At 69.7% G+C, this 13,906-nt stretch carries 9 protein-coding genes; 6 read left to right on the top strand and 3 right to left on the bottom strand.

The genetic code is table 11. The features are described 5' to 3' along the window. Window positions 1-22 precede the first annotated feature (22 nt). Together LDL49_RS41525 and LDL49_RS41520 are read left to right on the top strand one after the other, a co-directional pair. Entirely contained in the window at window positions 23-544 is a 522-nt protein-coding gene (locus LDL49_RS41525) for a hypothetical protein (protein WP_225300113.1), read from the top strand. Between the two features lie 115 nt (window positions 545-659). Further along, window positions 660-2,555 carry a sensor histidine kinase gene (locus tag LDL49_RS41520; RefSeq protein WP_225300111.1) on the top strand — a complete coding sequence of 632 codons (1,896 nt, stop codon included), beginning with the start codon at window positions 660-662 and terminating at the stop codon, window positions 2,553-2,555. A 52-nt stretch (window positions 2,556-2,607) separates the two neighbouring features. Here the strand turns inward: LDL49_RS41520 and LDL49_RS41515 are convergent, their stop codons facing one another. Continuing rightward, a complete protein-coding gene (locus tag LDL49_RS41515; RefSeq protein ID WP_225300109.1) occupies window positions 2,608-3,366 on the bottom strand; it encodes an MBL fold metallo-hydrolase in 759 nt (252 codons plus the stop codon). 9 nt (window positions 3,367-3,375) lie between these two features. Then, a complete protein-coding gene (locus LDL49_RS41510; RefSeq protein WP_225300108.1) occupies window positions 3,376-3,519 on the bottom strand; it encodes a hypothetical protein in 144 nt (47 codons plus the stop codon). A gap of 382 nt (window positions 3,520-3,901) precedes the next feature. On the opposite strand from LDL49_RS41510, the gene rho reads away from it, so the two are divergent. The 3 genes from rho (at window position 3,902) to LDL49_RS41495 (ending at window position 7,974) form a co-directional block, all read left to right on the top strand. Continuing rightward, on the top strand, window positions 3,902-5,005 hold the full coding sequence (gene rho / locus LDL49_RS41505) for a transcription termination factor Rho (protein ID WP_308016258.1): 1,104 nt from the start codon (window positions 3,902-3,904) through the stop codon (window positions 5,003-5,005). 43 nt (window positions 5,006-5,048) lie between these two features. Beyond that, a complete protein-coding gene (locus tag LDL49_RS41500) occupies window positions 5,049-6,065 on the top strand; it encodes a putative RNA methyltransferase (RefSeq protein WP_225300107.1) in 1,017 nt (338 codons plus the stop codon). Window positions 6,066-6,207: 142 nt separating this feature from the next. Then, window positions 6,208-7,974 (top strand): S9 family peptidase, encoded by a 1,767-nt coding sequence (locus tag LDL49_RS41495; protein WP_225300105.1) that lies wholly within the window; start codon window positions 6,208-6,210, stop codon window positions 7,972-7,974. A gap of 90 nt (window positions 7,975-8,064) precedes the next feature. On the opposite strand, the gene LDL49_RS41490 is transcribed toward LDL49_RS41495, so the two are convergent. Further along, on the bottom strand, window positions 8,065-9,540 hold the full coding sequence (locus LDL49_RS41490; protein ID WP_225300103.1) for a PP2C family protein-serine/threonine phosphatase: 1,476 nt from the start codon (window positions 9,538-9,540) through the stop codon (window positions 8,065-8,067). A 189-nt stretch (window positions 9,541-9,729) separates the two neighbouring features. Between LDL49_RS41490 and LDL49_RS41485 the strand changes: the two genes are divergently transcribed. Then, window positions 9,730-13,905, top strand: coding sequence for a HAMP domain-containing protein (locus tag LDL49_RS41485; protein WP_225300102.1), 4,176 nt, complete (start codon window positions 9,730-9,732; stop codon window positions 13,903-13,905). The last annotated feature ends 1 nt before the right edge of the window (window position 13,906 follow it).

Below are 13,906 nucleotides of genomic sequence, written 5' to 3'. Positions count from 1 at the left end.
TGACGACAGGGAGTGAGCTGAAATGATCTTGCTGGGTCTACTCCTGGTCCTGCTCGCCGGTGGCGCCATCGCCTTGGTCGCCGCCGAGGAGACCTCCAGGTACATTCTGTTCGGCTACACGTTCGAATTCAACTCGTTCGGCATGTTCATCGCCGGTGCCGTGACCGCGGCCGTGCTGCTGCTGGGCATCGCGATGATCAGCTCCGGTTCCCGCCGGTCGGCCAAGCGTCGCCGCCAGAAGCGCGTCGCGCGCGCCGAGGCCTCCAGCCGGGTGGCCCGGCTCGAAGAGGAGAAGCGCGAGCTGGAGCGCAAGCTGCAACACGAGCAGGCCGCCACGCACGAGCCTGAGCACGTGCACGAGCCTGAGCACGTGCGCGAGGCGGAGAACATGGGCGAGACGCAGAACCTGCGCGTGCCCGAGCAACTGCGCGCGCCCGAGCACGCCCGCCGGCCCGAGCACGCACGGCAGCCCGAGCACGGGTACGAGCCCGAGTCGACCGACCGGCTCGTGGCCGGTGGCGTCGAGAACACCAGGCGGCGGTAGCCCTGAACGCGGCAGGCGCGGGGGCGTCAGGGCCCTCGCGCCGAGCCGTCGCCAGAAATCCCGCTAAAAGGGGGTGTACTCTGCGAGGCGATCTCATCATGCCTCCGGAGGTCGCATGCCCCCCACGCGTGGCCGTCCCATCGCCATCAAGCTCCTCATCCTGCTGATCGTCCCGCTCACGTCATTGGTCGGCCTGTGGGCCTTCGCGGCGACGCTGACCGGCGGCGACGGCCTGCGCCTGCTGGAGATCAACGATCTGGTGACGAACCTGGCCGACCCGTCCGAGCAGATCAACGTCGAGCTCCAGAACGAGCGGCTGGCCTCCATCGAGTTCCTGACGACCAAGCGCGGCGCCGCCCAGCTGGCCAGGCAGCGCGCCCGGACGGACAAGACCGTCGCGGACTTCCGCAAGCTGGCCGGCGACCAGCAGGCCATCTCGTCCGGGATGGCCATGCAGCTCAGGGCCCTGTACGACCGGCTCGACCAGCTGCCCGCGATCCGGCGCCAGGTCGACAACGGGAACCCCGCCCCGCTCGACGTGATCGACGGCTACAGCCAGATCGCCGACGCCTCCTTCCGCATGTACGACGCGATGATCCTCATGCCGGACATGACGCTCTACCGGCAGGCACGCGCCGTCACCATGCTGGGCGAGGCCAAGGACCTGCTGTCGAGAGAGCGGGCGATCATCGCCGTGGTCCTGGACAGGGGCAAGGCGACCACCCTTGAGCGCCGGGAGTTCACCGGCATGGTCGCCACCAGGCGCCTGCTCTACACCCAAGCGCTGTCGCACCTCGACTCCGGGCTGCGCGGGCCGTACGAGCAGCTGGTCTCCTCGCCCGCCTACCGCGAGTTCATGCGCGCCGAGGACGCCATCATGGGCCAGGCCACCACGAACGGCCTGCCCGCGGCGGCGGCCACCTGGCCCGTCGACGCGAACAACCTGTGGACGGTCGTCGAGCGCAACCAGCGCCAGGCCGTACGGGGGATCACGCAGCGCGTCACGCCCTCGGCCGTCAACGTGCTGATCAAGATCGGTGTGGCGGGCGGCGTCGGCCTGCTCGCGGTCATCGCCTCCATCCTGCTGTCACTCCGCTTCCGCGGCCGCCTGGTACGCGAGCTCGCCGGGCTCCGCGACGCCGCCACCGAACTGGCCGAGGTACGCCTGGTAGCGCTGGTCAAGCGGCTGCGTACGAACGTCGGCGCGCCGACGCCCGACGAGCTGCCCCCGCTGGAGGTGAAGACGGACACCAGCGAGGTGCTCGACATCGTGCAGGCGTTCAACAACGTGCAGGCCACGGCCGTGACGGCGGCGCTGAGCCAGGCCAGGCTCCGTCACGGCGTCAGCCAGGTCTTCGTCAACCTGGCCAGGCGCAACCAGACGCTGCTCCACCGACAGCTGCTGCAGCTTGACAGCATGGAACGCGGTGCCGAGGAGCCCGAGACGCTCGGCGACCTGTTCAAGCTCGACCACCTCACCACCCGCATGCGCAGGCATGCGGAGAGCCTCATCATCCTGTCCGACCAGGCGCCCGGCCGTGGCTGGCGCAACCCGGTGCCGATCCATGACGTGCTGCGCGCTGCCGTGGCCGAGGTCGAGGAGTATCCGCGGGTCGAGGTGCTGCAGCCGCCGCCCGTCTCCCTGGTCGGCGCGGCGGTCACCGACGTCGCCCACCTGATGGCCGAGCTGATCGAGAACGCCACCCTCTTCTCGCCGCCGCAGACCCGGGTGGACCTGCGGACCACGATCACCCCGCACGGGGTGATCGTCGAGATCGAGGACCGCGGTCTCGGCCTGACCAGGGCCGAGCTCGACGAGCTCAACACGCGGCTGGCCGAGATGCCGGAGTTCGACCTGGCGCAGAGTGACCAGCTGGGGCTGTTCGTGGTGGCCAGGCTGGCGGCCAGGAACGGGATCAAGGTCACGCTCGACGTCTCGCCGTACGGGGGGCTCACCGCCCTCGTCAGCCTCCCCGCCGACCTGCTGGCCGACCAGCCCGTACCCGCTTAAGGACCGGCTCGTGCTCGCCTGAGGACCGGCCCGTGCCCGCCCGAGGACTCGCCTAGCGGGACTCCAGCTCGCCGAGGTTCAGGAACGGGTCGCTGAAGTGGGCGGTGGCCAGGATCGCGCGCTCGGCCCGCAGCGCGCCGAGCACCTCGGCGCGGGTGGCGGCCGCCGCCGCCTGGTCGTCGTCGTAAACGTAACGCACGGTGGGGTCGGCCAGCTGCGCCGGGTGCAACACCAGATCGCCGGTCATGGCCAGCTCGCCCAGCCGGACGATCTGGTGGCCGGGGGTGTGTCCCGGGGCGAGCTGGACGCGTACGCCCGGCGCGACCTGGGCGTCGCCGTCGACCACCTGCAACTGGCCCTTGATCGGGGTGACGATCTGGTCGAGCATCGCGCCGTGGGCCGCGTCGACCTCGGCCTGCTGGAGAACGTACCTGGCGTTCTCGAACAGCGGCCGGCCGTCCGCGACCGCGCCACTGGCGTGGTCGCTGTGCAGGTGGGTGAGGATCACGGTGTCGACGTCGGCCGGCTCGACCCCGGCGGCGGCCAGCTCACCGGGCAGCGTCCCCGGCACCGGCGCCCAGCTCGACGCCGGTGAGTCCGCGGCACCGATGCCGGTGTCCACGAGGGTGACCCGGCCCGCCCGGTCACGTAGCAGGTAACAGTGGAAGTGCAGGATCCACGGCTCGTCCGCGAGCCCTCCCCCCGGGAACATCTCGGTGAGCGGGCGGCGGATCGCCGGGCCCATGGGACCCACGGCGTCGCAGAGAGGCGTCACTTCGACGCCGGAGATCGTGCGCGGTTGATGCGGCATTCGCCCAGATTAGGCGGCCACGCGCTGGCGCGGAACGTACTCGTTCTCGAGGTCGGCGGCGTAGACGGCGCGGCTGCAGTGGGCGCACCGGTACATGATCGGGCCCTCGTCGAGCTCGTTGTGACACCGCGGGCAAAGGGTGCTGGTCTTCATGGTGATCCCCCAAGGAGTTCGTGGTTCTATGAAAGCCTCATCGGATTGCAGCGGCCCTGCATCTCACTTGACAGGTTGCCGGTGCATTGATGGGCGATCTGTGTCGTCGTGCACACCTGCTGCGGGTAATTCGCAGCATTCCGGCACTGAGAAGAACATTGTTTCGCCGTATCCCCGGCGGCGAGGCGGAAGCGGCGAGAACCCCCCGGGAATAGCCCAAGCGGGCTAGGTGTTGTATGGGCCGGAACGTGTGATACGTTGCCAGCGGCGTTGAGCTTCTCGCTCCGCCACTTCCCCCACAGCCCGCCCCGGTGTTGCCGGGCCCGGCTCATTCTTCACACTCGCCGGCTTTCTTCGGCGATGCCCTCGAGGAGGGTTCATCATGTCTGTTCAAACCATTCCCAAACCGCGCGCCGGTGCGCCCGTTCGGCAGGTCAGCGGCCTGCTCGACATACGGGAGAAGGGCGCCTTCATCCGCGCCGGACACCTGCCCGGCCCCGATGACGTCCGCGTGCCGCCCGAGCGGGTCAAGCAGCTCGGCCTGCGCCCCGGCGACCACGTCGTCGCCACCGTCGCGGGCGGCAAACCGATCGAGGTCGAGTCCGTCAACGGCACCGCCGACTGGCGGCACCGCCCGCACTTCGCGGACCTGACCCCCATCCATCCCACCGAACGCCTGCGCATCGAGACCGAGTCGCTCAGCACCCGCGTCATCGACCTGTTCGCGCCCATCGGCAAGGGCCAGCGCGGGCTCATCGTGGCCCCGCCCAAGGCCGGCAAGACCATGGTCCTGCAGGCGCTCGCGGCGGCCATCGCGCGCAACCATCCGGAGACGCACCTCATGGTCCTGCTCGTCGGCGAGCGGCCGGAAGAGGTCACGGAGATGCGCGCCTCCATCCACGGCGAGGTCTTCTACTCGACCTTCGACCACCCCGACCGCGACCACACCGCCGTCGCCGAGCTGGCCATCGAACGCGCCAAGCGCCTCGTGGAGAACGGCGAGGACGTCGTGGTGCTGCTCGACTCCCTGACGCGGCTCGGGCGCGCGTACAACAATCTGGCCCCCGGCGGCGGCCGGGTGCTCACCGGCGGCATCGACGCCACCGCGCTCTACCCGCCGAAGCGCTTCTTCGGCTCCGCGCGCAACGTGGAGGGCGGCGGCTCCCTGACGATCCTGGCCACCGTGCTGGTGGACACCGGGTCGCGCATGGACAACAGCCTGTACGAGGAGTTCAAGGGCACCGGGAACATGGAGGTGCACCTGGCCCGCGACCTGGCCGAACGACGCCTCTTCCCCGCGGTCGACCTGGGCATCTCCGGCACCCGCCGCGAGGAGATCCTGCTGCCGGCCGGCGAGCGGCAGGTGGTCTGGAAGCTCCGCCGGATGCTCGGCGCGCTGGACCGGCAGCAGGGGCTGGAGCTGCTGGTCGGCAAGCTCCGCGAGACACCCTCCAACGCGGCCTTCCTGCTCGAGGCCGGCGCCTGACCCCCTGGCGCGTGAGGTGCCGGCGGGCCATGACAATGGGCGCATGCTTGCTGACATCATCAAATACCTGGCCTGCCCCGTCTGTGCCCGTGAGATGTGGTCGGCGGGTGACACGCTCCGCTGCGCCGAGGGCCATGCGTACGACGTGGCCAAGCAGGGCTACGTGAGCCTGCTGGTCGGCTCGCGGACGCCGGGAACGGCGGACAGCGCGGCGATGGTGGCGGCGCGGGCCGAGTTCCTGGGAGCCGGACACTACGCTCCGCTCGCCGACGCGCTCGCCGAGAGTGTGCGGTTGAGGATGGTCGGCGCCAATGGCCGGGAAGACGATGCTTTCCGTAGGGATAGGTTCTCGGCACTGCCGGACGCGGCGGCCGAGAAGGCGTACCGTAGTGCCGCAGTGGCTCGTGGAGCAGGGACGGCGCGGCAGGACGCCGAGCACGCACCGGAGCCAGTGATCGTCGATGCCGGAGCCGGGACCGGTTACTACCTGGCGACGGTGCTGGGAGCGGTGGACCGTGGCATCGGGATGGCATTCGACGTTTCCAAGCACGCCGTGCGGCGTGCCGCTCGGGCGCATCCGAGGGCGGGGGCCTTCGTGGCCGACGTGTGGCGGCCGTTGCCCATCAAGGACGGGGTGGCCGACGTGGTGATCGACGTGTTCGCGCCGCGGAACGGTCCCGAGTTCCGGCGCATTCTGCGGCCCGGCGGCGTGGTGGTCGTCGTGACACCCGCTCAGGCGCATCTGAGCCCGCTCGTCGAGGAGCTGGGGCTGCTCTCCGTCGACGAGGAGAAGGAGCGCCGGCTGGCCAGGAGCCTGGAAGGCTTCGAGGAGACCGAGCGGCGGACGGTCGAGTTCGGTCTGGAGCTGAGCCCTGACGAGGTCGCCGGCGTGGTGGGGATGGGACCGAGCGCGTGGCACACGGAGCCGACCGAGCTGGCCGAGCGGATTTCCAGCTATCTGTCACGGGATGCCGTGAAAAAGCGGGAAAAAGTGGCGGCCAAGGCCGCGTTCCACCTGTCTATCTTCGAGGCCCCACCGCGATCAAGGGCTGTTCCTTGACGGGCCTCTGGGACTCATGTTAATGATGGGGCATTTAGTCCGAAATTCCCCCACATTCCCGGAGTATTTCCGCGAGACAAGCGCAATACTGGACGGCAACCCACGCCCGGAGGCGGGGCGAGAGGGAAGGGGGGCGCGCCGGATGAAGGCCGAGGAACGCTGGCAGGCCAGGTTCCGAGCGTCGCGCATGACGTTGCCCTCCTGGGCACGGCTGGCCCCGAACCGCTCGATCTATCGCTCCAACGCCACCGGCACCTGGGAGGTCTACGCCTGGGACCGCGCCAGCGGCGCCAACCGCCAGGTGACCGACCGCCCCAAGGGCACGGCCCACGCCGCGATCGACCCCACCGGCCGGTGGATCTACTGGTTCGCCGACACCGAGGGCGACGAGTTCGGCCTGTGGTGGCGCCAGCCGTTCAACGGCGGCCCCGACGAGCAGGTCGCTCCCGACCTCGAGCCCGGCCAGCCGGGCGGCATCGCCCTGTCCATGGCCGGCCACGCGGCGATCAGCCTGGCCAGCGAGGGTTCCTTCAGGATCCATTTGGTGAAGCCCGGCGAACCGTCCCGTCTGCTGTACGAGCACGCCGAGGCGGCCTGGGTCGCCGACATGTCCCTCGACGGCTCACTTATCGCGATAAATCATGCCGAGTATGGCGACTTCCGTCATCCGGCGCTCCGCGTCGTACGCCAGAACGGCGACGTCGTCGGCGAGCTCTACGACGGCCCCGACAAGGGCGTGATCGGCCTCAAGTTCGCCCCGGTGCCGGGTGACCGCCGCATGCTCGCCCTGCACGAGCGCCGCCAGCGTCAGGCGCCCCTGGTCTGGGACCCGGTGACCGACGAGCAGCGCGAGATCTGGATGAAGGACTCCGGCGAGCTGACCGCCAGCTGGTACGACGACGGCCGCGGCCTGCTGATCCTCCGCGACAACCGCGCCCGCAGCTACCTGCACCGCTACGACCTCGCGGGCGGCGGGCTGACCCTGCTCGAGACGCCCCACGGCGTGATCGACGCCGCGGCCCCGCGCCCCGGCGGCAACGTCGAATACTCCTGGTCCAGCGCCTCCCGGCCACCGATGATCCGCTCCAGCAACGGCCAGGTCGTGCTCAACTCCAGCGGCCCCTCGGCGCCGCCGAGCGTCCCCGTCGAGGACCTCGACGTGCCCGGCCCCGGCGGCAGGATCCACGCGCTGGTCTCCCGTCCCGAGTCCGGCGCCGCGCCGTTCCCGACCGTCTTCCTGCTGCACGGCGGCCCGACGACGCACGACCGCGACGCCTTCTCCCCCGAGGTGGCGGCCTGGGTGGACGCCGGCTTCGCGGTGGTGCGGGTCAACTACCGCGGTTCGACCGGCTACGGCTCGGCCTGGCGCGACGCGCTCCACAGCGACATCGGCCACATCGAACTGGCCGACGTCGCCGCCGTACGCGAGCATGTCGTGGAACGCGGCATCGCCGACCCCGCCAGGATGCTGCTGACGGGCACCGCCTGGGGCGGCTACCTCACGCTGCTCGGCCTCGGCACCCAGCCCGAGCTGTGGACGGCCGGCATCGCCGCGGTGCCGATCGCCTGCCACGAGACCTCCTACGAGGACGAGGCCGAGAGCCTGCGCGCCTACCACCGCGCGCTGCTGGGCGGATCGCCCGACGAGCAGCCCGAGCGCTATGCGGCCAGCTCCCCGATCACGTACGTGGACCGGGTGGAGAGCCCGGTGCTGATCCTGGCCGGCGAGAACGACAGCCGCTGCCCGCTGCGGCAGATCGAGAAGTACGTGGCGAAGCTGGCCGAGCACGGCCGGGAGCACGAGGTGTACGCCTACGACGCCATCCGCGGCTCTCTGGTCATGTCCGAACGGATCGCGCAAATCGCACTACAGCTTGAATTCGCCCGCAAGCATGTAAATCCACACTGATAATCGACAATTCGCGAAGCCCGGCGGCCAACGTGAAATGGCCCGTCCGGGGTCTGCGGCACGCCCAGCAGGCCGGCGAGCGCGTCCACCTCAGCGGGCGCGCAGGACCACGATCGCGAGGTCGTCCGCGCTCGGCTCCGTCGCGAAGTCGGCCGCCCCACGGCGGATCCGCTCGGCCACCGCGCGGGCCGACAGCCCGGCGCACTCGGCGAGCAGCTTGGCCAGCCCGCTGTCGTCGTCGAGCAGCCGCCCGCCCGAGCGCCGCTCCGTCACCCCGTCGGTCACCGCCAGCAGCACGTCACCATGGTCGAGATGGAGCGTGTCGGCCTCGAAGACCACCTCGTGGAAGACCCCGAGCAGCGACTGGGGGGTGGTCACCGTCTCGACCACGCCGCTCGGCTTGAGGCGCAGCGCCTCGGGATGGCCGGCCGACACCATACGTACCTCCAGACCGGTCGGCACCGGCGTGATGTCGCCGTGCAGCAGCGTGAGGAACCTGGCCCGCTCGCCCTCCTCCAAGATCGCCTGGTTGAGCCGGCCGAGCACCGCCGCCACCCCGTAGCCCTCGCGGGCCAGCAGGCGCAGGGTGTGGCGGGCCAGGCCCGTCACGGCGGCGGCCTCCGGGCCGGTGCCGCACACGTCGCCGATCGCGAACCGCCAGGAGTCGTCGCCGGCCTTGAACAGGTCGTAGAAGTCGCCCCCGACCTCGTTGGCCTCGCCGGCGGGCTCGTAGACCACGCCGTAGTCGAGGCCGGGCACCTCGGGCTCGTTCGGCGGGAGCAGGCTGCGCTGGAGCGCCCGGTTGGCCGCGGCCTGCTGGGCGTACACGCGGGCGTTGTCGGTGGCCAGCGCGGCCCGCCTGCCGATGTCCTCGGCGAACTGGATGACCTCGTCGGGGAAGCGGTCGGGCCGCCCCAGGCACATCATGCCCAGGCCCCGGCCGCGCGCGGTCAGCGGGACCGCGAGCACCTGCGAGTCGGCCAGGTGGACGGTGGAGGTGACGTGCGCGTCGGCGATCATCGCGTCCATGTCGCCCAGCTGCTCGCGCAGCCCGTCGATCCTGGCCTCGTCGGCGTGCCAGAGGTAGACCAGCCGCAGCGGCCCGACAGCGGTGTCAGAGGTGTAGACGGCACACCAGCTCGCCAGCCGCGGCACCACGATCTGGGCGATGATGGCGGGCACCATGTCGGGGTCGAGCGTGCCCGCGAGCAGGTCACTGGCGTCGGCCAGGAATCCCAGCCAATGCGGCCCTCTGGCGCTCTCCTCCAGCCATTCGGATGCCACTGTGTCCGTCGAGCCGGGTAGCGTGAGTCTTGCCCAATGGACACGGGAATCACCGGTGAAGGTGATTCCCCACTCCTCCACCCCCACAGACGGAGCCTTCGGATCGCCCTGCGAGGAGCTCCGCTGTCTCAACTCGACCTGCACGGCGTCACCAAAATGCTTCCAGATGACTTCGAACGGCTCGTCCACCACCTGTTGTGCCAGGTCACCCGCGACCTGCTCGGCCAGATGCAGCACGCTGCCGACGGCCCACGCGGTCATCACCTCACGGGTGAACCTCATCGCAGCCGTCACAGCGGTGTCGCCGGGCGCGAACGTAGCGGCCAACACCGCATGGGGAGTACCAGTCATCGCATCGTGCCTACCACACTTCCTGCTGACTTGGGGTAAATCCAAGGGCGGGACTATGAGCTACTCATCGTGACAGACTTGAATCACTCGCGGTGGCACCCCGGGAGTGAAGGAGGCCCCATGACAACGGCCAAGGCCGCATTGAGCTCTGAGGAGAGGACTTACACCGAGTCGGATCTCGTCCCGATCCTGGAGACCCTCTTCTCCTGGCGGGACGGCGACTTCCGCCGCCGGGTCCCGCACGCCCCGGCCGGCATCCTCAGTGAGGTGCGGTTGCTCCTCAACGAAGTGGCCGATCGTCGCGAACACCTCGCCAACGAACTGGTGCGCGTACGCAAGGAAGTTGTCAAGGAGGGCCGTTTCGGCGAGCGGCTGACACCGGGGCCGGGAGTCGGCGCCTGGGCGGAGAGCGTCGAGTCGGTCAACATGTTGATCGACGCCCTGGTGAGCCCGGTGAGCGGCGCCGCCGACGTGATCGACGCGGTGGCCAAGGGCGACCTGTCGCGGCGGATCGACCTCGACCGCTCGGCCCGCGGCGAGGTGCGCCGCCTGGGCAAGGCGATCAACGGCATGGTCGACCAGCTCGCGCTGTTCACCTCCGAGGTGACACGGGTGGCCAGGGAGGCCGGCACCGAGGGCCGGCTGGGCGGCGGCGCCAACCTGCGCGGCATGTCGGGCAGCTGGCGCGACCTCACCGAGGCCGTCAACACGATGTCCTCCCGGGTGGCCGCGCAGGTGCGAGACATCGCGGTCGTGACCACCGCCGTGGCCAAGGGCGACCTGAGCCGCAAGGTGACAGTCGACGCCGTGGGCGAGATGTTCGAGCTCAAGAACACCGTCAACACGATGGTCGACCAGCTCTCCGGCTTCGCCGAGGAGGTCACCCGAGTCGCCCGCGAGGTGGGCACCGAGGGCCAGCTCGGCGGCCAGGCGCAGGTGACGGGCGTGTCGGGCGTCTGGAAGGACCTCACCGACAACGTCAACTTCATGGCCAACAACCTCACCAGCCAGGTACGCAGCATCGCGACCGTGGCCACGGCGGTGGCCCAGGGCAACCTGTCGAAGAAGATCACGGTCGACGCCGAGGGCGAGATCCTCCAGCTCAAGGACACCCTCAACACGATGGTCGACCAGCTGTCGTCCTTCGCCGACGAGGTGACGCGCGTGGCGCGCGAGGTCGGCACCGAGGGCAAGCTGGGCGGACGCGCCGAGGTGAAGGGCGTGTCGGGCGTCTGGAAGGACCTCACCGACAACGTCAACTCGATGGCCTACAACCTGACCTACCAGGTACGCAACATCGCCCAGGTGACCACGGCGGTGGCCAACGGCGACCTCACCCGCAAGATCGACGTGGACGCCCAGGGCGAGATCCTGGAGCTCAAGTCGACCATGAACACGATGGTCGAGCAGCTGTCGTCGTTCGCCTCCGAGGTGACCCGAGTCGCCCGCGAGGTGGGCACCGAGGGGCAGCTGGGCGGCCAGGCGCAGGTACGCGGCGTCTCCGGGGTCTGGAAGGACCTCACCGAGAACGTCAACTCGATGGCCAACAACCTGACCTCCCAGGTGCGCCAGATCGCGGCGGTCTCGTCCGCGGTGGCGCAGGGCAACCTGTCGAAGAAGATCACCGTCGACGCGCAGGGCGAGATCCTCCAGCTCAAGGACACCCTCAACACGATGGTCGACCAGCTGTCGTCCTTCGCCGACGAGGTGACCCGCGTCGCCCGCGAGGTCGGCACGCAGGGCCAGCTCGGCGGCCAGGCCCGGGTGCAGGGCGTGTCGGGCGTGTGGAAGGACCTCACCGACAACGTCAACTTCATGGCCAACAACCTGACCTACCAGGTGCGCAACATCGCCGAGGTGACCACCGCGGTGGCCAACGGCGACCTCACCCGCAAGATCGACGTGGACGCCCAGGGCGAGATCCTGGCGCTCAAGACCACCATCAACCGCATGGTCGACCAGTTGTCCTCGTTCGCCTCCGAGGTGACCCGCGTCGCCCGCGAGGTGGGGTCCGAAGGCCAGCTCGGCGGTCAGGCGCGCGTCGAGGGTGTGGAGGGCACCTGGAAGCGGCTCACCGAGAGCGTCAACGAGCTGGCCGGCAACCTCACCACGCAGGTACGCGCGATCGCCACCGTGACCAGCGCCGTGGCCAGAGGCGACCTGACCCGCTCGATCGCCGTCGAGGCGCAGGGCGAGCTGGCGGAGCTCAAGGACAACATCAACTCGATGGTGGCCAACCTCCGCGAGACCACCCAGGCCAACCAGGAGCAGGACTGGCTCAAGTCCAACCTGGCCCGCATCTCCCGGCTCATGCAGGGCCACCGCGACCTGTTCGAGGTGGCCAAGCTGACGATGAGCGAGCTGACGCCGCTGGTGTCGGCCCGTTATGGCGCCTTCTACGGCGTCGATCCCGAGGGCGAGCACGAGCTGCTGCTGATCGGCGGCTACGGCGTACGCCCCGACCGTGGCCCGCGCCAGCGCTTCGCGGTCGGCGAGGGCATCGTCGGCCAGGCCGCGGCACAGGGCCGGCACATCGTCCTCGACGACGTGCCGCCGCGGTTCATCACCATCGACAGCGGCCTCAGCCAGTCGACGCCCGCACAGATCGTCGTACTCCCGATCCTGTTCGAGAACCGCGTCCTGGGCGTGCTGGAGCTGGCCTCCTTCACCCCGTTCGGCGAGGTGCACCTCGACTTCCTGACCCAGCTCGTCGAGACCATCGGCGTCACGATGAACACCATCATCGCCAACTCGCGCACCGAGGACCTGCTGACGGAGTCGCAGCGACTCACCCGCGAGCTGCAGGAACGCTCTGACGAGCTGCAGCGCCAACAGGAGGAGCTGCGCCGGTCCAACGCCGAGCTGGAGGACAAGGCGGCGCTGCTGGCCAAGCAGAACCGCGCCATCGAGATCCAGAACTTCCAGATCGAGCAGGCCCGCCGCACGCTGGAGGAGCGTGCCGAGCAGCTGGCCGTGTCCTCGCGCTACAAGTCCGAGTTCCTCGCGAACATGTCCCACGAGCTGCGCACGCCGCTCAACAGCCTGCTCGTGCTGGCCAAGCTGCTGACCGAGAACGCCGAGGGCAACCTGACCTCGCAGCAGGTCGAGTTCGCCAGGACGATCCACGGCGCGGGCTCCGCGCTGCTCCAGCTGATCAACGACATGCTCGACCTGTCCAAGGTCGAGGCCGGCCGGATGGACATCCATCCGATCCAGGTGTCGCTGCCGAAGATGGTCGACCTCCTGGAGGCGGCGTTCGCGCCGCTGGCCCAGGACAAGGGGCTGGCGTTCGCCGTCGAGGTGGACAGCGACGTGCCGCAGGAGCTGCGCGCCGACGAGCAGCGCCTGCAGCAGGTGCTGCGCAACCTGCTGTCCAACGCGGTGAAGTTCACCCCGAAGGGCGAGGTGAAGCTGCGGGTCACGCCGGTGCCCGCGGGGGTCCAGTTCGACGACGACACCCTGCACGGCGCCCACGACCTGCTGGCCTTCCAGGTGATCGACACCGGCATCGGCATCGCGCCCGACAAGCGTGAGGTCATCTTCGAGGCGTTCAGGCAGGCCGACGGCACCACCAGCCGCAAGTACGGCGGCACCGGGCTGGGCCTGTCGATCTGCCGCAAGATCGCCAGGCTGCTCGGCGGTGAGATCCACGTCGACAGCGAGCTGGGCAAGGGGAGCACGTTCACTCTTTACCTGCCGGCGTCCTATACGGGCCCGCTGGCCGAGACCGACAGCGACGCGGTGGTCGAGCGCAGGCAGCTGCTCGCCGTGCCGGTCGAGGAGACGGCGGCCGCGCTGCACGAGCCGCCCATGCCGCTCGACCTGCCGCTGCCCGAGCTGATCGAGCCGCCCGCCGAGGCCAGCCAGTGGCACGGCGACGACCCGCTCAACGGCGCGAAGATCCTCATCGTCGACGACGACATCCGCAACGTGTTCGCCCTCACCAGCGTCCTCGAACGGCATGGCTCCACGGTCGTCTACGCTGAAAACGGCCGGGAAGGAATCGAACAGCTCGAACGGAACGAGGACGTCGCTCTCGTGCTGATGGACATCATGATGCCGGAGATGGACGGCTGGGCCACGACCTCGGCCATCAGGCGCATGCCGCAGTTCGCCGATCTCCCGATCATCGCGTTGACCGCCAAGGTCATGCGGGGCGATCGCGAGAAGAGCATCGCCTCGGGCGCGTCCGACTACGTACCCAAGCCCGTCGACGTCGACCGGCTGCTCGAACGGCTGCGCGGTTGGCTCGGCCGAGGGCGGTCCACCGGCGAGTCCACCGCCGAAGGGGCGTGAT

Origin of the sequence: Nonomuraea aurantiaca, from assembly GCF_020215705.1 — a bacterium.
Lineage (GTDB): Bacteria > Actinomycetota > Actinomycetes > Streptosporangiales > Streptosporangiaceae > Nonomuraea > Nonomuraea aurantiaca.
Note: the sequence above shows the minus strand (reverse complement) of the source record. Positions and strands in the feature narration are given on the sequence as shown.

Excerpts from the sequence above, each read along its gene's own strand:
- LDL49_RS41525 (WP_225300113.1), top strand. The coding sequence starts at position 23 with ATGATCTTGCTGGGTCTACTCCTGGTCCTGCTCGCCGGTGGCGCCATC.
- LDL49_RS41520 (WP_225300111.1), top strand. The coding sequence starts at position 660 with ATGCCCCCCACGCGTGGCCGTCCCATCGCCATCAAGCTCCTCATCCTG.
- LDL49_RS41515 (WP_225300109.1), bottom strand. The coding sequence starts at position 3,366 with ATGCCGCATCAACCGCGCACGATCTCCGGCGTCGAAGTGACGCCTCTC.
- LDL49_RS41510 (WP_225300108.1), bottom strand. The coding sequence starts at position 3,519 with ATGAAGACCAGCACCCTTTGCCCGCGGTGTCACAACGAGCTCGACGAG.
- rho (WP_308016258.1), top strand. The coding sequence starts at position 3,902 with ATGTCTGTTCAAACCATTCCCAAACCGCGCGCCGGTGCGCCCGTTCGG.
- LDL49_RS41500 (WP_225300107.1), top strand. The coding sequence starts at position 5,049 with ATGCTTGCTGACATCATCAAATACCTGGCCTGCCCCGTCTGTGCCCGT.
- LDL49_RS41495 (WP_225300105.1), top strand. The coding sequence starts at position 6,208 with ATGAAGGCCGAGGAACGCTGGCAGGCCAGGTTCCGAGCGTCGCGCATG.
- LDL49_RS41490 (WP_225300103.1), bottom strand. The coding sequence starts at position 9,540 with ATGAGGTTCACCCGTGAGGTGATGACCGCGTGGGCCGTCGGCAGCGTG.
- LDL49_RS41485 (WP_225300102.1), top strand. The coding sequence starts at position 9,730 with ATGACAACGGCCAAGGCCGCATTGAGCTCTGAGGAGAGGACTTACACC.